The 19,843-nt window shown below is 62.9% G+C and carries 19 protein-coding genes and 1 pseudogene; 8 read left to right on the plus strand and 12 right to left on the minus strand.

Annotated elements, in window-relative coordinates; all coding sequences use genetic code 11:
• The first annotated feature begins 24 nt into the window (after positions 1-24).
• Both tssH and AVHM3334_RS12705 read left to right on the plus strand, forming a co-directional pair.
• Complete coding sequence (gene tssH, locus AVHM3334_RS12700) at positions 25-2,832, plus strand: type VI secretion system ATPase TssH (RefSeq protein ID WP_284412786.1); 2,808 nt, start codon at positions 25-27, stop codon at positions 2,830-2,832.
• A gap of 507 nt (positions 2,833-3,339) precedes the next feature.
• Positions 3,340-4,089, plus strand: a complete 750-nt coding sequence (locus AVHM3334_RS12705; RefSeq protein ID WP_284412787.1) for a DUF2325 domain-containing protein — start codon at positions 3,340-3,342, stop codon at positions 4,087-4,089.
• 366 nt (positions 4,090-4,455) lie between these two features.
• Here AVHM3334_RS12705 and putA read toward each other — a convergent pair whose 3' ends face one another.
• Positions 4,456-8,268: a trifunctional transcriptional regulator/proline dehydrogenase/L-glutamate gamma-semialdehyde dehydrogenase gene (gene putA / locus AVHM3334_RS12710; protein WP_502869901.1), complete on the minus strand. Its 3,813-nt coding sequence runs from the start codon at positions 8,266-8,268 to the stop codon at positions 4,456-4,458.
• A 61-nt stretch (positions 8,269-8,329) separates the two neighbouring features.
• Between putA and AVHM3334_RS12715 the strand changes: the two genes are divergently transcribed.
• The 3 genes from AVHM3334_RS12715 to rlmD all read left to right on the plus strand — a co-directional run bounded on the left by AVHM3334_RS12715 (position 8,330) and on the right by rlmD (position 10,728).
• Positions 8,330-8,806, plus strand: a complete 477-nt coding sequence (locus AVHM3334_RS12715) for an Lrp/AsnC ligand binding domain-containing protein (RefSeq protein WP_284412788.1) — start codon at positions 8,330-8,332, stop codon at positions 8,804-8,806.
• A 122-nt stretch (positions 8,807-8,928) separates the two neighbouring features.
• Complete coding sequence (locus tag AVHM3334_RS12720; RefSeq protein WP_284412789.1) at positions 8,929-9,243, plus strand: hypothetical protein; 315 nt, start codon at positions 8,929-8,931, stop codon at positions 9,241-9,243.
• Positions 9,244-9,288: 45 nt separating this feature from the next.
• Positions 9,289-10,728 carry a 23S rRNA (uracil(1939)-C(5))-methyltransferase RlmD gene (gene rlmD, locus AVHM3334_RS12725; RefSeq protein ID WP_284412790.1) on the plus strand — a complete coding sequence of 480 codons (1,440 nt, stop codon included), beginning with the start codon at positions 9,289-9,291 and terminating at the stop codon, positions 10,726-10,728.
• Positions 10,729-10,777: 49 nt separating this feature from the next.
• Here the strand turns inward: rlmD and AVHM3334_RS12730 are convergent, their stop codons facing one another.
• Together AVHM3334_RS12730 and AVHM3334_RS12735 are read right to left on the minus strand one after the other, a co-directional pair.
• On the minus strand, positions 10,778-11,155 hold the full coding sequence (locus AVHM3334_RS12730; RefSeq protein ID WP_284412791.1) for a hypothetical protein: 378 nt from the start codon (positions 11,153-11,155) through the stop codon (positions 10,778-10,780).
• A 162-nt stretch (positions 11,156-11,317) separates the two neighbouring features.
• Positions 11,318-12,010, minus strand: a complete 693-nt coding sequence (locus AVHM3334_RS12735) for a Bax inhibitor-1/YccA family protein (protein ID WP_092745013.1) — start codon at positions 12,008-12,010, stop codon at positions 11,318-11,320.
• A gap of 215 nt (positions 12,011-12,225) precedes the next feature.
• Here AVHM3334_RS12735 and AVHM3334_RS12740 point away from each other — a divergent pair, with 215 nt between their 5' ends.
• Positions 12,226-12,633 (plus strand): GlcG/HbpS family heme-binding protein, encoded by a 408-nt coding sequence (locus AVHM3334_RS12740; protein ID WP_284412792.1) that lies wholly within the window; start codon positions 12,226-12,228, stop codon positions 12,631-12,633.
• 152 nt (positions 12,634-12,785) lie between these two features.
• Here AVHM3334_RS12740 and AVHM3334_RS12745 read toward each other — a convergent pair.
• The 8 genes and pseudogenes from AVHM3334_RS12745 to yedA form a co-directional block, all read right to left on the minus strand.
• Positions 12,786-13,100, minus strand: a pseudogene (locus tag AVHM3334_RS12745) (transposase domain-containing protein); the annotation flags it as partial.
• A gap of 225 nt (positions 13,101-13,325) precedes the next feature.
• Positions 13,326-13,544, minus strand: a complete 219-nt coding sequence (hemP, locus tag AVHM3334_RS12750) for a hemin uptake protein HemP (RefSeq protein ID WP_284412793.1) — start codon at positions 13,542-13,544, stop codon at positions 13,326-13,328.
• Positions 13,545-13,635: 91 nt separating this feature from the next.
• Positions 13,636-14,043 carry an ExbD/TolR family protein gene (locus AVHM3334_RS12755; RefSeq protein ID WP_092745015.1) on the minus strand — a complete coding sequence of 136 codons (408 nt, stop codon included), beginning with the start codon at positions 14,041-14,043 and terminating at the stop codon, positions 13,636-13,638.
• Positions 14,044-14,047: 4 nt separating this feature from the next.
• Positions 14,048-14,764 (minus strand): MotA/TolQ/ExbB proton channel family protein, encoded by a 717-nt coding sequence (locus AVHM3334_RS12760; protein ID WP_284412794.1) that lies wholly within the window; start codon positions 14,762-14,764, stop codon positions 14,048-14,050.
• A gap of 15 nt (positions 14,765-14,779) precedes the next feature.
• Positions 14,780-15,481, minus strand: coding sequence for an energy transducer TonB (locus AVHM3334_RS12765; protein WP_284412795.1), 702 nt, complete (start codon positions 15,479-15,481; stop codon positions 14,780-14,782).
• A gap of 97 nt (positions 15,482-15,578) precedes the next feature.
• Positions 15,579-15,851 (minus strand): (2Fe-2S)-binding protein, encoded by a 273-nt coding sequence (locus tag AVHM3334_RS12770; protein ID WP_092745018.1) that lies wholly within the window; start codon positions 15,849-15,851, stop codon positions 15,579-15,581.
• A 194-nt stretch (positions 15,852-16,045) separates the two neighbouring features.
• Positions 16,046-16,354, minus strand: coding sequence for an SWIB/MDM2 domain-containing protein (locus AVHM3334_RS12775; RefSeq protein ID WP_284412796.1), 309 nt, complete (start codon positions 16,352-16,354; stop codon positions 16,046-16,048).
• 188 nt (positions 16,355-16,542) lie between these two features.
• Positions 16,543-17,463 carry a drug/metabolite exporter YedA gene (gene yedA / locus AVHM3334_RS12780; protein ID WP_284412797.1) on the minus strand — a complete coding sequence of 307 codons (921 nt, stop codon included), beginning with the start codon at positions 17,461-17,463 and terminating at the stop codon, positions 16,543-16,545.
• Positions 17,464-17,675: 212 nt separating this feature from the next.
• Here yedA and AVHM3334_RS12785 point away from each other — a divergent pair, with 212 nt between their 5' ends.
• Positions 17,676-18,149, plus strand: a complete 474-nt coding sequence (locus AVHM3334_RS12785) for an Lrp/AsnC family transcriptional regulator (RefSeq protein WP_284412798.1) — start codon at positions 17,676-17,678, stop codon at positions 18,147-18,149.
• A gap of 77 nt (positions 18,150-18,226) precedes the next feature.
• On the opposite strand, the gene AVHM3334_RS12790 is transcribed toward AVHM3334_RS12785, so the two are convergent.
• Positions 18,227-19,150, minus strand: a complete 924-nt coding sequence (locus tag AVHM3334_RS12790; RefSeq protein WP_284412799.1) for a DMT family transporter — start codon at positions 19,148-19,150, stop codon at positions 18,227-18,229.
• Positions 19,151-19,195: 45 nt separating this feature from the next.
• Between AVHM3334_RS12790 and AVHM3334_RS12795 the strand changes: the two genes are divergently transcribed.
• A complete protein-coding gene (locus AVHM3334_RS12795; RefSeq protein WP_284412800.1) occupies positions 19,196-19,624 on the plus strand; it encodes a gamma-glutamylcyclotransferase family protein in 429 nt (142 codons plus the stop codon).
• Positions 19,625-19,843: the final 219 nt, after the last annotated feature.

A 19,843-nucleotide genomic window follows, 5' to 3' on the forward strand; every position in this document is an offset into this window, starting at 1 on the left:
TAAAAACTGACTGACCGAGGTCCCATGTCTGAAATTAGCCGGCAAGCCCTTTTCGGAAAACTGAATCCGCTGCTGTTCAAATCGCTGGAAAGTGCCACGGTGTTCTGCAAGCTGCGTGGCAACCCCTACGTGGAGCTGGTGCACTGGCTGCACCAGTTGCTGCAAGAGACCGACTCCGATCTCGTGCGCGTGTTTCGCCATTTCGAAATCGATGCCGAGAAGCTCGCCGCCGATGTGCTGCAGAGCCTGGACCGCCTGCCGCGCGGGGCGACGTCGATCAGCGATTTTTCGGCGCAGATCGAAACCGCCATCGAACGTGGCTGGGTCTATGCCACGCTGATGTTCGGCGAGTCGCAGATCCGCAGCGCCTACTGGCTGTCCGGCATGGTGCGCACGCGTGCGCTGGCCAACGAACTGCGTGCCATCTCCAGCGAACTGGGCCGGCTGACGGAGCCAGGCTTGAGCGACGCGTTCGCGCGCCTGCTGCCCGACTCGCCGGAATCCCGCCTGGGCGCCGCGGACGGCTCCGGCCTGTCCGGCGTGCCCGGCGAAGCGAGCGGCGCCACCGGCCCGGCCGGTTCGGGCCGTGGCGAGGCGCTGCAAAAGTACACAGTCGATCTGACGGAACGCGCGCGACAGCAGGAGCTCGACCCCGTCACCGGGCGCGACGAGGAAGTGCGCCAGATGGTCGACATCCTCATGCGCCGCCGCCAGAACAACCCCATCCTTGTCGGCGAGGCCGGCGTGGGCAAGACGGCAGTGGTCGAAGGCCTGGCGCTGCGCATTGCCGCGGGCGATGTGCCGCCGCCTCTCAAGGACGTGCAATTGCGCGTTGTCGATATCGGGCTGCTGCAGGCCGGCGCCAGCATGAAGGGCGAGTTCGAAAACCGCCTGCGTGCCCTGCTGGATGAAGTGCAGGCGAGCACCGCACCGATCGTGCTGTTCATCGATGAAGTGCACACCCTCATCGGCGCTGGCGGACAGGCCGGCACGGGCGATGCGGCCAATCTGCTCAAGCCGGCGCTTGCACGCGGTGTGTTGCGCACCATCGGCGCCACCACCTGGGCCGAGTACAAGAAATACATCGAAAAAGACCCGGCGCTCACCCGGCGCTTTCAACTGGTGCAGATCCACGAGCCCGACGAAGCCAAGGCGGTGCTCATGCTGCGTGGCGTCGCCGCCAAGCTTGAAGGCCATCACCGCGTGCGCATCGGGGACGACGCCGTGGCCGCAGCCGTCAGCCTGTCGCACCGTTACATCCCTTCGCGGCAGCTTCCCGACAAGGCCGTGAGCCTGCTGGACACGGCCTGCTCGCGTGTGGCGATGGGCCTGCACGCCACCCCCGCGCGCCTGGAAGCGGTGATCCGGCAACTGGAGTCGCTGGCGGTCGAAAAAGACATCGTGCAGCGCGAACTGGATCTGGGCGTGGGCGAAACCGAACGCTTCGACGAAATCCAGGCTTCCCTGGCAAGGCTGGAGGCCGAGCATGAAGTGCTCAAGGCCCGTTTCGAAACCGAAAAGGGCATGGTCCAGCAGATCGTGGATGCCGAGGCGGCCGTGCTGGCCCGTCGCCTGGCGAAGGAAGCCGCTGCGGTACAGGCAACGCCCGGCGCGCAAGCTGCGCCGCACGGTGCCGACACCCCCGTGGAGGCTGGCGGGGCCGCGGCTGCAATATCCGCATCCCCACCCGCATCCGAATCCACCCATGCCGCAGCCGCTGGTGCGAGTGGTGCGGATGGCGCTGGCGCCGCAGCCGTTCAGCAACTGAGCGAACTGCGTGGCGAACTGCTGCGCATGCAAGGCGAAGACCCTCTGCTGCAGCCCGTGGTGGACGCCAGCGTGGTGGCCGCCGTGGTGGCGGAGTGGACCGGTATTCCGGTCGGCCGCATGGTGCGCGACGAGGTCAAATCGGTGCTCACTTTGGCGGACACGCTTGAAAAGCGGGTGATCGGCCAACGGCACGGCCTGGAGGCGATCACCCGCCGCATCCAGACCGCACGCGCGCAACTGGACAACCCTGGCAAGCCCATCGGCGTGTTCCTGCTGGCGGGCCCGTCGGGCGTCGGCAAGACCGAAACCGCGCTCTCGCTGGCCGAAGCCCTTTACGGCGGCGAGCAGAACCTCATCACCATCAACATGAGCGAGTTCCAGGAGGCGCACACGGTATCGACCCTGAAGGGAGCCCCCCCCGGATACGTGGGCTACGGCGAAGGCGGCGTGCTCACCGAAGCCGTGCGCCGCCGCCCCTACAGCGTGGTGCTGCTGGACGAGATCGAGAAGGCCCACCCGGATGTGCACGAACTGTTCTTCCAGGTGTTCGACAAGGGGTGGATGGAGGACGGTGAAGGCCGCTACATCGACTTCAAGAACACGGTGATCATCCTGACCTCCAACGTCGGCTCCGAACTGATCGCCGGCATGTGCCGCGACCCCGATCTGGTGCCGCCGCCCGAGGCGCTGGCGAAGGCCGTGCGCCAGCCGCTGCTGGAGAAATTCCCTGCCGCGCTGCTGGGCCGCCTGGTGGTGGTGCCGTACTTTCCGATCTCGGATTCGATGCTGGACCAGATCATCCGGCTGCAGCTGCAGCGCATCCAGACGCGGATTCTGGAGCGGCACAACGCGCAGTTCACTTTCGACGAAGCGGCGGTGCAGTTGATCCGCCAGCGCTGCAGCGAAGTGGAGTCCGGCGCCCGCATGGTGGACGGCATCATCACCCAGAACCTGCTGCCGCGGCTGGCCATGCAGTTCCTGCAGTCGTCCGTGGATGCGCATGTGATCCGCAAGATCGAGCTCAGCGCGTCGGACAGCGATTTCGACATCGCATTCAGTTGAGGTGAGCCCAAGCCCATGGGCCGGCGGATCGACCGCCGCCATGGGCTGGTTGCTTTGACGGGGCAGGGCAACAGGTTCCCGAGGTTTGGGCCATGCACCTGACCCCTGAAAATCGCGGCGGGCCGTCGTTCGGGCCCGTGCCATCCGGTCAGCCGGTGCCGGTCCAGGCAGCGGCATCACCTATCCCCATCGCAGAAAAAAAGCCTGGCTACGCGAGCACGCCCGTTGGCTGGCAAAAAACGACCCTTCGGACGGAGTCCGGGAGTCGCCCCACGATGAAGCTGTTCGTTGGCTGAGCGCAAGCATCGATCGGTTCGCGAAAGGAACCTCCCGAAGACCGGTCAGCGATTGACGCCAGTGTATCATTAAATGAGAATGGTTATCAATCAATAGATTGCCCATCAAATGGCTGATGGGCGAAGGCCAGGCCTCCGGCGGCAGCACCCGCCGAAGAGCGGCCCGGCTTTGATACCGAACACATGGGAGCGCAAATGAATGGGAGCGCAAATGACCGCCACTTTGCTGGAAGACCTCATCGAGGAGCACCGCGTCCTGCTGGACGGATATGGCCGCGCACAGGTCCGCTGCAGCCGCCTGCTGGCCTTGCAGGCCGCCGAAATCGAGCGGCTGCAGGCACAAGCCATCCGCCTGCGGGGGCGGGCCATCGTGGCGGAGACCGCTTTGGCTTTTGCGCGGGAGGCGCATGCCGAGAACGCCGCCGCGCTTGCAATCCCAGGCGCCCTGCGGCGCCGCGCCATGGGCCGTCAGATCGAAGCGCTGGGGCAGCGCATTCAGGACCTGATGCGTGAGGTGCTGCATTGGCAATGGCGCGCGGTGCGGCCCGGTGCCCTGTCTCCGTTGCTGGCCGAAGGGCCGGGTGCCGGTTCTGGTGCCAAGGCGGGATCACCGCAGCCACCGACGAACCCGGCGGAGACGGCGGCGATGCGTTCGGTGGTGTGCATTGCCCCAAACGCTGACGGCAGCCTCGTCGCGCAGCCGGTGGGCGGTCGCCAGGCGGCCTTTGGGGGGGCTGAGAGCCCAGCGGTTTCGGCGGGCAGCGATGCCGCGCTCGAAGCCAGCCTGGTGGCTGCTGATTTCGTGATCTGCCAGACCGGCTGCGTGGGCCACGACGATTACTGGCGCGTGCAGGACCATTGCAAGCGCACGGGCAAGCCCTGCGTGCTGGTCGATCAGCCCCAGGTGGTTCAGATCATGCGGGGATTGGCCCAACCGCAGGATCGGTTGGTGCCGGAGTGAAGGTGCAGAAACCGGCACGGTGAACGGGAGTTCCATTGACCGTGCCGCGTCTCAACTGCACCGCCATGCCGGGAGATTGATTGCTATTAAAAGTGTAGCGATATCCCCTAGAGGAATATGCGCTGGAGCCACTTTTGTTCTAAAACCTATTGCGACCGGTGTCCGCCAGTGCGATCACCACAGGCTGCGCGCGTCGCATCGATGGCCGGCGGCTGCCTGCGGGCGATCTCTCGCGCCGCAAGGGCGGCGGTCGCCCATGGAGCGCGGCCGCCGTCGACCTCGGCATTCGAGAGCATTGCTATGCAATCGATAGCGGAACCCCCTAGTGAATCATGCGCTGGAGCCGTTTTTGACCCCAAGCCTCTTTCAGGCCATCGTCATCAGGCTCGCATTGCCGCCGGCGGCTGCGGTGTTCACGCTCAACGCGCGTTCGATCACCAGCCGCTCCAGCGGCACGGAGGTGGCGCCTTCCGGCAGCACGGTGATGCCCACGATCGGTCCCGGCCGTGCCGCCATCTGCTGGCACAGCGCCGCCAGCGCATCGTTGCTGCCTTGGTGCAGCACCGCGTCCAGTGCCACGCTCGGGCTGTGCCAGTCGTTCACCAGCGCGATGCGCGTCTGCACGCTGGCCGGCAACTGTGCATGCAGGCGCTGCGTCTCGGCTGCGGGCCACACTGCGGTGCCTCCGACGGCCAGCACGGCAGCCAGCTGGGTCAGGCGGTCTGCATCGCGGGTCGCCAGGCACAGGGTGCGAGCGCGGGGCGATAGGGTGTACTGGTTGCGCTCGCCGGTCGGCCCGGGCAGCGTGCAAACCAGGCCTGCCACGGCGGCATCGGCCAGGGCGGTGCACGTGGACGCCAGAGCCGCTTGGCCCGCCCCCGGCGCCCAGTCGGTCAGCGCCTTCAGCGGGCCCTGCAACACCGTGCGCGCCGCCAGATCGGGTTCGGCAGCGGCGGTGCTGTCGATGGCCTTGCGTGCCGCTTCTGCCGGGTGCTGCGAGAGCAGGCGCAGCAGGTACAGCGGCCCGCCTGCCTTGGGGCCGGTGCCCGACAGCCCTTCGCCGCCGAAGGGCTGTACGCCCACGACCGCGCCGACCATGTTGCGGTTCACATAGACATTGCCGGCATGCGCGCGCCGAACGACGCGTTCCACCGTTTCATCGATGCGCGTGTGCAGGCCCTGCGTGAGGCCATAGCCGGTGGCGTTGATCTGGTCGAGCAGCGTGTCCAGCCCGTCGCTGGCATAGCGCACCACGTGCAGGACCGGACCGAACACCTCGCGCTTGAGCTCGCCGATGCTGGCCAGCTCGATCAATGTGGGGGCGACGAAGGTGCCGCGCGCCAGCACTTCGGCGTCCACTGCGGGCTGGAATACCGCCCGGCCGTTGGCCCGCAGCGTCGCGATGTGCTGTTTGATGCCGGCGCGGGCCTCGTCGTCGATCACCGGTCCCACATCCACCGCCAGCAGGGCGGGGTTGCCCACCGTCAGTTCGGCCATGGCGCCCTTGAGCATGGCGATCACGCGGTCCGCGGCATCGGTCTGCACGCACAGCACGCGCAGGGCGGAGCAGCGCTGGCCCGCGCTGTCGAAGGCCGAGGCCACCACGTCGCCGACGACCTGCTCCACCAGCGCGGAAGAGTCCACGATCATCGCGTTCTGCCCGCCCGTCTCGGCGATCAACGGAATAGGGCGGCCCTGGCCATCGAGCCGGCCGGCCACGGTGCGTTGAAGAATGCGGGCCACGTCGGTGGAGCCCGTGAACATCACGCCCATCACGCGTGCGTCGCCCACCAGCCGTGCGCCCACCGTCTCGCCGCGCCCCGGCAGCAGTTGCACGGCCCCTGGCGGAACGCCGGCCTCGTGCAGCAGGCGCACGGCTTCGGCGGCGATCAGCGGGGTTTGCTCGGCCGGCTTGGCCAGTACCGTATTGCCAGCCGCCAGTGCCGCGGCCACCTGGCCCAGGAAGATGGCGAGCGGGAAATTCCAGGGGCTGATGCACACCACCGGACCGAGCGGCCGGTGCGTGGCGTTGTCGAAATGCCCTTCGGTCTGCACGGCGTAGTAGCGCAGAAAATCCACTGCCTCGCGCACTTCAGCGATGGCGTTGGCGCACGTTTTGCCCGCCTCGCGCATCAGCAGGCTCAGCAGCTGCGGCATGCCGGCTTCGAGCAGTTGGGCGGTTCGCCGCAGCGCCGTGGCCCGGGCGCCAGGTTCGGTGGCGGCCCAGGCCGTCGCCGCATCGCAGGCTGCCTGCAGTGCGCAATCCACGTCGGCATCCGTCGCCTCTTGCACATGGCCCACCACGTCCGTGGGGTCTGCAGGGTTTCGCACGGCCTGCGTCGTGTCGGTCTCTGCCACCTCGCCATCGATGAGGGGTTCGGCTTGCCAGAACTGCCGTGCTTCGACCGCCAGGGCGATCGACAGATGGAACAGCACCGATTCGTTGGACAGGTCCAGGCCCGCCGAATTGGCGCGGCGTGCCCCGAACAGGTCCGCAGGCAGCGGAATGCGCGGATGGGGCAGGGCGGCGGCGCCCTCGTCCGCAGCGGCGGCGTCCACGGTGGCGACCGGGTCGCTGACGAGTGTTTCGAGCGTCAGCGTGGTGTCCGCCACGCGGTTCACGAACGAGGTATTGGCGCCGTTTTCCAGCAGCCGGCGCACCAGATAGGCCAGCAGGGTCTCGTGCGTGCCCACGGGGGCATAGATGCGGCAGGGGCGGCCCAGCTTGCCGGCCGACGGCGCGCCCACGACCTGTTCGTAGAGCGGCTCGCCCATGCCGTGCAGGCACTGGAACTCGTACTGCCCGGGTTGGTAATCCGGGCCGGCCAATTCGTAGATGGTGGCCAGCGTCTGCGCGTTGTGCGTGGCGAACTGGGGATACACCGCGTCGGTGGCGGCCAGCAGCTTGCGCGCGCAGGCGATGTAGGAAACATCGGTGTGTGCCTTGCGCGTATAGACCGGATAGTCGGCCAGTCCATCCAGCTGGGCACGCTTGATTTCGCTGTCCCAGTACGCACCCTTGACCAGGCGGATCATCAGGCGGTGGCCGGTGTTGCGGGCAATGTCGATCACCCAGTCGATCACGTGCGGACAGCGCTTTTGATACGCCTGGATCACGAAGCCGATGCCGTTCCACCCCGCGAGCGACGGCGCACGGCACAGCCGCTCGAGCAGGTCCAGCGACAACTCCAGCCGGTCGGCCTCTTCGGCATCGATGTTCAGGCCGATGTCGTACTGGCGGGCCAACTCCACCAGTTGCAGCACCCGGGGGTAGAGCTCGTCCATCACGCGGGCATATTGCGCTCGGCTGTAGCGGGGGTGCAGGGCCGAGAGCTTGATCGAGATGCCAGGCCCTTCATACACGCCGCGTCCGGCGGATGCCCGGCCGATCGCATGGATCGCTTCCACGTAAGAGCGCAGATAGCGTGCGGCATCGTCCGCAGTGAGGGCGGCTTCGCCCAGCATGTCGTAGGAGTAGCGAAAGCCCTGCGACTCCATCGTTCGGGCGTTGGACAGCGCCTGTTCGATCATCTCGCCCGTGACGAACTGCTCGCCCATCATGCGCATCGCCATGTCCACGCCCTTGCGGATCAGCGGCTCCCCGCCTTTGGCCGTCAAGTGCCGCAGTGCGGAAGTCAGGCCCCGCTCGCTGTGCGTGGCCACGAGCTTGCCCGTCAGCAGCAGGCCCCACGTGGCGGCATTCACGAACAGCGAAGGGCTCTTGCCCAGGTGGGGCTCCCAATCGCCGGAACGAATCTTGTCGCGGATCAGTGCATCACGCGTGGCGGCGTCGGGAATGCGCAGCAAGGCTTCGGCCAGACACATGAGCGCCACCCCTTCCTGCGAAGACAAGGCAAACTCCTGCAGCAACCCCTGCACGATGCCGGCGCGCCCTCCCGCACTCTTTCGGTGCCGAAGGGTGTCCGCCAGCCGCAGGGCCAGGGCCTGGATGCCTGTGGACACCCTGGCCGGCAGCCGCGCCAGGTCCAGCAGTGGCGCCAGCGCCTCGGGCTCCGGCTGCCGGTACGCATGGGTGATCGCATGGCGCAGCGGGTGGATGTCCTGAGCGCGTGGCGCAAAAGGGGCGGCGTTCGTTGCGGGAGCGGCAGCAGAGTCGGCGGTGAGGGGCATGGCGGTGTAGAAAGACAAGACCAGCAGCGCTGGAGACCTGACTATCATGCAAGCGATCAATCTGAATTTCTTTCCAAAAAAAGCCAGTTAGCAGAATAAAAAACTAACAATGCAGGACTCAGAACCCAATTTGGATCGCATCGACCGCCGCATCCTGCAGACGCTCCAGGAAGACGGCCGCATCGCCAACCTGAAACTGGCCGAGCGGGTCGAGCTGTCTCCCACTGCGGTACTGTCGCGGGTGCAGCGGCTGACCCGCGATGGATACATCCTGGGCTACGAGGCGCGGCTCAATCCGCTCAAGCTCGGCGCGGGCCTGCTCGTTTTCGTCGAGGTGCTGCTGGACCGCACGACGCCCAACGTGTTCGATCAATTCAAGGCGGCCGTGCAGGTGTACCCGGAGATCCTCGAGTGCCACATGGTGGCCGGTGGATTCGACTACCTGCTCAAGACCCGGTCGGCTGATATGAGGGCCTACCGGGAATTCGCCGGGCACGTGCTGTGGCAACTGCCCGGTGTGCGCGAGACGCGCACCTATGCGGTGATGGAAGAAGTCAAGCATTCCACCCACCTGCATCTCGGGTGACAAGACGCCTGCCTTGCGGTGGCTTGCAGGCATCGGCATTGTCCGATGCGCCATCGGCACGGAACTCCGCAATAATCGGCGCCATTCATCTGCGTGAACGCATCCAAGAAGGGTCTCCCACCATGCCAGCCATCCGCTATGCTGCCGCCGCGCTTTTGGCCGGCTTCTTCTCCCAGGGCGCCTCCGCCGCCTGCTACCTGGTCTATAGCGCCGACCAGCAGATCATCTACCGCTCGCAGCGGCCGCCGGTGGACCTTGCCCGCCAGGTGCATGAGACCCTGCCACGCACCGTGCCAGGCGGCACGCTGGTCTTCTCGCTGGACAATTACGGCTGTGAGCTGGAGATCAACCGCCTGCCGGCATCGGCCTCCATGGCGGGAACGTCTGCGCAGCCGGCTCGCATGACACCGCGCCGCGCACGCGCCGACCGCAGCTGAGGCAGGCCTTGCCAGAAGGCGGTTGCGGCCTGAGACAATCGGGGAATGAGCGACCCCACAGAACCACAGATCCCCACGAACGAACTGCCTGAAGGCTGGCTGGAAATCACGTCCATGGACATGGACGCGCAAGGCGTGGCCCGCAAGCCCGATGGCAAGGTCGTCTTCATCGATGGCGCGCTCCCCCTGGAACTCGTCACCGCCAACACCCACCGCAAAAAGAACAATTGGGAGCAGGCCAGCCTGACGGCGATCCACCGTGAATCGTCTCAGCGCGTGCGACCCGGCTGCCCGCATTTCGGATTGCATGGAGGAGCCTGCGGTGGCTGCAAGATGCAGCATCTGCACGTCGCAGCGCAGGTCGCGGTCAAGCAGCGGGTGCTGGAAGACAACCTCTGGCACCTGGGCAAGGTCAAGGCCGAGACCATCATGCGCCCGATCGAAGGGCCGGCCTGGGGCTATCGCTACCGTGCGCGCCTGTCGGTCCGCTACGTGATCAAGAAGGGCCAGGTGCTCGTCGGCTTTCACGAACGCAAGAGCCGCTATGTGGCAGACATGGAAGTGTGCCCGGTGCTCCCGCCCCATGTGAGCGCCATGCTCGTGCCGCTGCGCAACCTGATTTCGTCCATGGAGGCGCGCGACACCTGTCCGCAGATCGAACTGGCCTGCGGCGACGACGTTACAGCGCTGGTGCTGCGGCACCTGGAACCGCTGAGCACCGGCGACCTGGCCAAGCTGCGGGCCTTTGCCTTGGAGCAGAACGTGCAATGGTGGCTGCAGCCCAAAGGGCCGGACACCGTGCAATTGCTCGATTCCGGGGGGGAGCAACTGTCCTATGCCCTGCCTGACTTCGGCATCACCATGCCGTTTCGTCCGACCGATTTCACGCAGGTAAATCCCCACATCAACCGCGTGCTGGTGTCACGTGCCCTGCGTCTGCTGGATGCACGTCAGCACGAGCGGGTGATCGACTGGTTCTGCGGCCTGGGCAATTTCACCCTGCCCATCGCGACGCAAGCACGCGAAGTCCTGGGCATCGAGGGCAGCGAGGCGCTGGTGGCGCGCTCGCGGGAGAACTACCAACTCAACCAGTCTCGTTCGATGGGCGGAAAAGCGTTGGCGGCGACGGACTTCGTTGCCAGAAATCTGTTCGACATGACGCCGGAGATGCTGGTGGCCGACGGGGTTGCGGACAAGTGGCTGGTCGATCCTCCGAGGGAAGGGGCCTTTGCTTTGACGAAGGCGCTGGCCGATATTCACCAAGCCCGCACCGGTGCCGAAGAGGCGCCCGCGCTGCCTGCCGGGGCGCAAGACTGGGTGCCTCCACAGCGCATCGTGTATGTGAGCTGCAACCCCGCCACGCTGGCCCGTGATGCCGGGCTGCTGGTGCATCAGGCGGGTTACCGCTGCGTGGCAGCAGGCGTGGTCAACATGTTCCCGCACACGGCGCACGTCGAGAGCATGGCGGTGTTCGAGCGGGCTTAAAGACTGGAAATGCCGCTCGGTCGGGCGGCATCGACCAATTCAAACCCGATCAGCTGCGATTGCGGGTGCCGGCGCCTGCTTCGCTGGCCTCGCCCGCGTCGCCGGAGCGGTTTGCGCGCTCTGGTTTGGTTTCCAATTTGCCGAGCACGGAAGGAGCGCCTTCCAGCTTGTTGTCGCGCATGTATTGGTCCATGTCCTTCCAGCCGGCGAAGACGGACGCCTTTGCGGCTTTGGGGTTCAGCGTGAAGCAATCTTCCAGGCCGCGCAACGCATGCCGGCAGGCCCCGCCGATGGCTTTGGCTTCGGCTTCCTTTTGCACCGCGCGGGGGTCTGGCCCCAGGCCTGGAATTTCGCAGCCCGACAAAAGCAGCAAAACGAGCAGGGCAGCGCAACGCGTGCGGGAGATGGGCGCTGGTAAGTAAGCCATGTTCCTTGATTATCGGCACGGGGCCTGAAGGATTGAGGGCCCACTGCTGATTCAGGCAGAAATTAATTCGCGGAAGCTGTCAAAAAACTTCCGCACCATTGAAAAAGGCCTCTTTCGAGGCCTTTTTCGGAGAAAACCCATCAGTGCCGTGGCACCGCAAAATCAGTCGCGCTCACCGCCCACGATGCCCAGCAAGGCCAGCAGGCTCTGGAACACATTGAACACGTCCAGGTACAGGGCCAGCGTAGCGCTGATGTAGTTGGTCTCGCCGCCGTCCAGAATCTGCTTGAGGTCGTACAGCATATAGGCGCTGAAAATACCGATGGCCGCGACCGAGATGGCCATCATGCCGGCGGAAGAGCCCACGAACACATTGATGATCGCGCCCACCATGAGCACCATGGCGCCGACGAACAGCCATTTGCCCATGCCCGACAGATCACGCTTGATCACGCTGGCCAGGGTCGCCATCACGAAGAACACGCCCGCGGTGCCTGCGAACGCCGTCATGATCAGTTCGGTGCCGTTCTTGAAGCCCAGCACCATGCCAATCAGGCGGGACAGCATCAGCCCCATGAAGAAGGTGAAAGCCAGCAGCACGGGCACGCCTGCCGCAGAGCGCTTGGTCTTTTCGATGGCGAACATGAAGGCGAAGGCGCCACCGAGAAAAACGATCAGCCCGACGCCGCCACGCAGCGACTGGGTGATGCCCGTTGCGACGCCCACCCAAGCGCCCAGCACCGTGGGCAGCATGCTCAGCGCGAGCAGCCAATAGGTGTTGCGCAGCACCCTCTGCCGCTCTTCTTGCGAGACTCCATATCCCGCAGAGCCCAGGGTGGTGACTTGGTCGTTCATCTTCTATCTCCTTTGAGGCCTGCACAGCGCAGGCCAACAAATTCTAGGTGGTGACGATGCAAGCGGTTTCAAATACCCTCTTTTGATCCCGTACTTTTAAGGATGGAATCTTTTGCCTGATGCCAGCAGGGTCTTGCCAGGGCCAGCCGGTATGCTTGACCCTACCACGGGCCACCGGCCCCTGTTTCTTTAAACTGCACTGGACCGCACACGCCATGAAAAACAAACTCGAACTCGAAGCCGCCGACGTCAAGAAGATCGCTGTTGCTGCCGAGGCTGAAGCCCTCAAAAACCAGTGGCCGGTGACCATCGCCATTGTCGATGACGGCGGCCATCTGCTGTTTCTGCAGCGCCTTGATGGAGCAGCCGCTGTTTCGTCCCACATCGCGCCGGGAAAAGCCCGCACCGCCGCACTGGGGCGCCGCGAAAGCAAGGTGTATGAAGACATCGTCAACGGAGGCCGTACGGCCTTCCTCAGCGCGCCCTTCATCGACGGACTGCTGGAAGGCGGTGTACCGATCATGAAAGACGGGCAATGCCTCGGCGCAGTGGGGGTTAGCGGCGTAAAGTCAACCGAGGATGCACAGATCGCCAAGGCCGGCATCGCGGCGCTGGGTCTTTGACTTCGACACGAGTGCAGCCTGATCGGTCCGGGTCGTGGGGGCGACTGCCTTCCCATCTCTGGCTTTGTAGCCACTCCAAGGCCACACGCATGCCAGCGGTGGCGACTGGCCTCCTGGTGCGTCCAATGTGCAGCGGTATGTCGAAATAGCCATTGCAGGGGCTCACTGCCCAGCCGTTGGCGCGCCTGACTCAGCGCGCTGGAGCTGATGGGTTCATCGTGCTGCCCAGGCAGCGCCAGCTCCAGTACCTCTGCCACGTTCACGATGGAACGGTCTCTGAGCAAGGCAACACCCAATACCAACCAAAGTGCCTGCTCCATGGGCAATCGCCGCTTGCGCAGTGTCGCCACGCCGCTCATCTGCAGGGCCTGCTCAATCCACTGCTGGGGTACGCTGCTTTGGACCACGCCCCATTGCTCGGGGGTTGCAAAGTCGTGGGTATCGCTCAGGTACTCTTGCAGCAGCATTGGCTATCGCTTGACCTCTATGGTCAAAGCTCGATTGATCAAGCCTGCACTGTACAAACAACAAAGGCCCCGAAGGGCCTTTGCTTAACTTACTGGCATTGGCCTCAAGGGCCGGTTTTTTATGCGCTGATGGGTAAAAAAAGCCTGGCTACGCGGGCAACCCGTTGGCTGGCAAATACGACCCTCTGGGCACTGAGCGTGCCCTGGAGTCGCCCCACGATGAAACTATTTGGTCAGGATCAGCTTGCCGAGCTTCGTAGCTTGCAGACGGTACACCGACCCGTTATGGCTGATGGCAACCGTTTTCTGTCCCTTCAGCAACTCCCGGCTGTCGACGGCCGGTGCAGAACTTGCCAGATGGGCGGCGCCCGCTGGCTCGCGTTCCTGGAAGACGGCGGAACCAAAAAAGGAAGAAGAAGGCAGGGCGTTAAGACTAGCGTGCATGAGAAATCCCTCTGTGCTTTGCGATTGGGTTAATGATAACCATTCTCAATTATTCGTCAAGGGCGATGCGTGCCTATCTTGTAAATATTTATCATTGAGGTTCGGTCACGAACCCGATCTTGCGCACCCCTGCACGCTGTGCTGCCGACATGGCCAGCGCCACGCGCTCATAGCGCACTTCCTTGTCTCCACGAATGTGCAGATCGGGCTGAGGGTCCTTGGCAGCCTCGGCTTTCAGGCGAGGTTCCAGGTCGTCATCTCCAATCGTCAATTCATTCCAGTGGTATTTGCCGTCCGCAGTGATGCTGAGGCGGATCGTCTCGGGCTTCACATCCTCCCGCTGGTTCGAAGCGCGAGGCAAGTCAACCGGCACGGCATGCTTCATCACGGGTACGGTGATGATGAAGATGATGAGCAGCACCAGCATGACGTCGACCAGCGGCGTCATGTTGATTTCGTTCATTACCTCGTCGGCGTCGTCCTGGGTTCCGAAAGACATGGCTTCAGCCCTTCTTGATCGGCAGAACCTTGGCTTGTTCGCCAGGTGCGCTGACCCGTGCACCCGTCACGAAATACGCGTGCAGGTCGTGTGCAAAACTGTTGAGGTTGTTCAAGATCGACTTGTTGCCACGCACGAGTGCGTTGTAGCCCAGCACTGCAGGAATCGCCACGGCCAATCCGAGCGCCGTCATGATCAGTGCCTCGCCGATCGGGCCCGCCACTTTGTCGATGGTGGACTGGCCCGAGGTACCGATCGCGACCAAGGCATGGTAGATGCCCCAGACCGTGCCAAACAGGCCGATGAATGGAGCCGTCGAGCCAACGGACGCCAGCACGGCCAGGCCGGACTGCACACGGGCGGTGAACTCGTCGATGCAATTGCGCAGGCTGCGGGTAACCCAGTCGCTCACGTCCAGGCTGTCATGCAGGTGGGCCTTGGTGTTGCGGTGGTGCGCAGTGGCTTCCCGGCCCTCGAGGGCCAGATGTCGAAAGGGGTTGGCTGGATCGTCTCCCAGTTTGCTCAGGCCTGCGGCAAAGTCCTCGCTGTGCCAGAAATCGCGGGCGCCGCGCGCATGCTTTTTGAACCGGATGATGTCCATGGCCTTGATCAATATGACGATCCAGGAGGCGAGGGACATGCCGAGCAGCAGTACGGCGACGGCGCGGGTGACAAAGTCACCCTGGATCCAAACGTTGGCTATGCCGAAATGCGATTCCATGAAAACTCCTGAAAATTATTCGAGAACAAAATTGACGGGCACCAGGTTCCACATGGTCTCTGGAACACCATTGCGTTTGCCAGGCACGAAGCGCCAGCGCATGACCGCCTCCTGTGCCTGGCGATCCAACCGGTCGAAACCGCTGGACTTATTGATTTCGACCTGCTGAGGCAGCCCGTCGGTGCCGATGAGCACGCGCAGCACGACTTTCCCCTGTTCACCCAGCCTTTTGCTGATCGCCGGGTAGGTTGGTCGGGGGTTGTTAAGGTAAGCCGCGTCGCTGGAGGGCCGCTCGATCTTGGGCGGCGCTGGCGGGGCGGGCGGCGCAGGGGGAGGTGCTGGCGGCGCTGCGGGCGCCTCGATCTGTGGTGCCGGCGGTTGAGGCGCCGTGATGCCTGTAGGAGCATTCGGTGCGGGAGTTGGGTCGGGGATTGCGACCGGCATTGGCGCTGGGCGAGGTGCCGGCGCCTTGGGCGCGGGCTTCGGCTGAGGAGGCGGCGCAGGTTTCGGTGGCGGTGGACCAGGTGGGGCGGGGGGGGGCGGGGGCGTGATGAACTCGCTCAACACTTCCGCAGGAACGATCACCTCTGCCGCTTTGCGCAACAGGCCTGACTGCAGTGCCCACAATCCGGCCACGTGCAAAAGCACAACCGATCCCGCTATCACGACGTTGCGACTCACGCCCCGCGAGGAACCATATCGATCAAATTGGGACATAAAAATGATAGCTGCCAGCGCAAGCGTAGCAAGCGCTAGAGGCCTAAAAGACCAGGTTACTTACGGAAGATCCACCACACCGAGCCGATGACGAAGATCAGGCTGCCTGCGAGGGTTGAGAGCAGTTCCATGCTTTGCTTTCCAAAATGGAGTTGGCAAGCTGGATCGTCTGCGACGGGATCTCTTTGTGCAGGGCAGCGACAGGGTGGGAGACGCTGCACTGGGCCACGACGTCCCGCGCGCAACTCTCGCATCGGCCACATTGGGTGGCGACACCCAGCTCGAACTGAATCTCGTCGAAACTCATGCCCGCATGTGCATGGCGTGCGATCTCGCGATCAGAAACCCGGCGGCAAACACAAACGATCATGGGGCAGGCAGTGTTGGCTGGCTGTTGACAATGAATCATTATAAATGCGAATTCATCGCATTTGCAATCCAAGGGTGTTTCTGAAAGAAAACATTGCGTCTTGTCTGGCTGGTCCTCGGCTCGACACAGGCAAAAAAAAGCCGGCTGTCATGCCGGCTTCATCCGCTGTCTGCCTGAAAGGCAGACGCAGGGATTTACTTGACGTGCTTGCCGATCAGGCCAGCCATCTCGAACATGGAGACCTGGGGCTTGCCGAACACTTCCTTGAGCTTGGCGTCAGCGTTGATCATTCGCTTGTTGCTGGCGTCCTGCAGATTGTTGGCCTTGATGTAGACCCACAGCTTGCTGATGATTTCGGTGCGGGGCAAGGGCGTCGAGCCTACGACGGCAGCCAGGGCAGGGCTGGGCGTAAGGGCTTTCATGAAAGCGGCGTTCGGGGTGCGCTTCTTCGCGGGTGCTGCGGCCTTGGCTTCGGAGGCCGGCGCTTTCTTTGCAGTTGCCATGTTGGGTTTTCCTTGTTGGAAGTGAAATATCGTCACCAGCGAAAACCTGCTTTTCCACTGGCCCGCAGATGCTACTGGGAAAAAAACGCGTTTCCAAGGGAGAAGGCGCTTTTTTTGCCTCCATTTGTTGCGTGAGCACAGCGCAATCGACCGAGCCTGATTTCCGGCGGCATGACCAGGAAGAGATGTCAGCGCGTCCGGCGCGACAGGAAAATCACCAAAACCGCGGTCAAGATCACGGCGCAGGCAGACCACTCGCCAGCCGTCAGATGCTCTCCCGCAAGTGCACTCCCGAGAAGCAGCGCGATGAGCGGATTAACGAATGCATAGCTGGACGCCAAGGCGGGTGTGGCATGGCGCAGCAGATACATGTAGGCGCTGAAACCGATCAAAGAGCCCAGGCTCACCAGGTAAAGCCAGGCCGCGACGGCGCTGGGCTGCGGCGGCCACACCGGTTGCTCGCCCAGGGCCAGCGAAACGGCCATGAGGACGGCGCCCCCGCAGAGCATCTCGCTGGCGAAGCCGCTGGCCCCGTCAGCCAGCGGCAGTCGGGTCGTGGACAAGACCGAGCCCAGAGACCAAGCCATCGTGGCGGCCAGGATGCAAGCCATGCTGGCAGGAGAGGCTGAAAAACTGCTGCCCTGCATGAGCATCAGTACTCCAATCGCGCCCAGCGCCATCCCCGCGCCCTCCCCGGTCGTGGGGCGCCGCCCCCACATCAGCCCCCAGGCAGCGATCATCATCGGCACCACGGCCACACAGGCTGCGATCAGCCCTGAGCCGATATGCACGCTGGCCGTGGCGGTCAAACCCATGCCGCCGCCCAGCATCAGGGCGCCCACGACCCACGCGTTGATCCATTGGCGTTTTGTGGGCAAAGCGGTCTTCATACGTCCCCGAGGGGCACGCCAGACGGCCCAAGCCATCAAAAGCGAACCGGCCACCAGAAAGCGGCCTCCCATCTGGAAGAAAGGCGGAAAGCTGTTGAGCGCCACCTGTATCGCAAGATAGGTAGATCCCCAGATGAAGTAACAAGCCAGCAGCGCAAGGATGACCAGAGTCGGCAGGCGTTTGGCGGCGGAAGCGGTGGTGGCAGTGGATGAATTCATTCTGCAAATGCTATGCAGGCAAGGCGCTCTTTTCCATGGCAATTCAAAGGTGAGAAATGACGATTGCCTTTTTATTGATGATTAAATGAGCGGATGATCGATCAATTACTGAGAAGTCAGTAACTTGGGGAACATTGATCGCCTCGAAAACCGCATGAATGCTGGCTTTCTTGTCTTGGCGTGCTCGGCAAGTTACCGTCTTATGAGTAATGATGGACTCCCACGACGCCCGGATATTGGCCGAATTGCAGCAGGACGCTCGCATTTCGATGGCGGAATTGGGGCGCCGAGTACACCTCAGCCAGCCAGCGGTCACGGAGCGGGTGCGAAAGCTGGAGGCCTCGGGCGTGATCCGCAGCTCCGGCGCTCGCTTGGACTACAGCCGTCTGGGCTACGGCATCCGAGCAATCATTCGTGTAGGCCGCGCCGAATATGCGCGGGTGGTGCGGTTGATCGACGAAACACCGGAGGTCTTGAACGCCTACAACGTCACGGGCGAGGACAGCTGGGTTTTGGAAATCGCTGTGATCGATGTCAGCCATCTCGATGCCGTTGTGACTGGGTTCTGTCTGCTGGCGGAGACATCGACGTGTATCGTGCTTAACGCCCCGCGCGAGCACGCGCCGGTTTTGCCCGCCCGGCGCGAGAGCATCAAGCCACCCATTCGCAAAGTGACCGGGCGGTAGTCAGGACATTGCGCTGTTCAGCGTGGGGCTGCTGAACGAATCATTCAGCGACCGCCTTTTTTTCGACAGGCCTGTTATCAAGGGGGGGATCGGCTCGGCAGCGTTGCCAAGACCACACTGGCGAGGGCGATGCCGAATGCCATGATCTGCAGGAGCGAGAGGCTTTCGCCCAGCACCATCACGCCGACCAGCGCAGCACTGATGGGGAGCATGACGGTGAACACCCCACCTTGTGCCGCGGGGACCACCTTGAGTCCCGTCATCCACAACCATACCGTCCACATGCTGGCAGCCAGCGCATAAAAAACAAGCAACGTCCACAAACCTGGCGTGAGCGCAGCGAAATCGAATTTCCACGCTGCATAGATTCCCATCGGAGTGGCCAGCACGAATCCCCAAAGATTGATCAGCGACGTAATGCGGCGTGGTCCGAGCGTGCCAGTCAATTTTTTACCGATGACTGAATAAGCTGCTTCGCAAAGTACGGCGCCCAACAACAACAACTGACCGAGCCAAGCCAGATCTGAGGCACTTTCGCCTGGCTGCCGTGAACTATCTTGGAAGTGGTGCTCTGAATTTGATAGCGAAAAAAGTGCGATGCCCGCCACTGCACAGCCGACGGCAATCCAGGTTCGTACAGAGACCTTCTCCTTCAAGAAAAACCAACTCATCACCGCCACCGCCGCAGGTATGCCAGCCATCGTGACGCCGGCCGAGACCGCACTGGTCAAGCTCACGCCGGAAATCATGCAAAGCGTGAAAAGGAAGTTGCCGAGGAAAGACTCCAGAAAGAGCAGGCGGCGAACCTCCGGGGTCATCAGGCCCTCATCCTTGGGTTTTCTGAGCCAGTGCAGCATGCCCAAGCCACCGATACCGAAGCGCAACCAAGCCAGTAAAAACACTGGAATGGCAGCGGCCAGCGGTTTGGACAAAGCGACATAGCTGCCTACGAGCGACATGCTGAGTGCAAGGCAAAGATAGGCGACGGGGCGGCTTGGCATGGGGATGAGGGCTAGACTTTGGAAGTAAATCCTGGAGCGCCAATCATGCCCGATGAGACCTTTCCCATTCCTTCTCGATACGTCTTCGTGTACGGCACGTTGCGCCGAGGCGGGAGCAATGACATCACCCAATTGACACCTCGTGCAAAGTTTGTGGGGGAGGCTACTGTCTGCGGATCGCTCTACGATCTGGGCGCCTACCCTGGGGTGGCTTTGCATTTGAAAGATACATCGGAGGCTGGAGATCTGCCGGTGCACGGCGAGGTCTACGCGATCTCAGCGGATCTCGAAGCGCGCTTGGATGTAATTGAAGGGTTGCTTCCGGAACCCAACGGCGAATACATCAAGCGGCAGATTGCTGTGGTCGTCAAAGGAGAGTCCCTGCAATGCCTGATCTATGAGATCAATCCTGATCACCTGCTCAGTGCGCCGCTCATCGCTCACGGAGACTGGATGCTTGGGCGCCGCCATTGACGGCAGTTTTTACATCGCAAAAATTTTCTTCCACGATGTGAAATAAAAAATTGGTGCATCGCCGCAAAATTTCTCGATATGAGAAGTGAATTTTCATATCGTGATTTCATTCGCGTAATCCATTGAATTTAAAAGAGAAAATTTATCTCTTATATAAGACATAAGAGATTGCACAACTCTTATACAAGACTTAAAGTCGTTCCCAAGGGCAGCGCTTGC

It is taken from the genome of Acidovorax sp. SUPP3334 (assembly GCF_030159055.1).
Taxonomy (GTDB): Bacteria; Pseudomonadota; Gammaproteobacteria; order Burkholderiales; family Burkholderiaceae_C; genus Paracidovorax.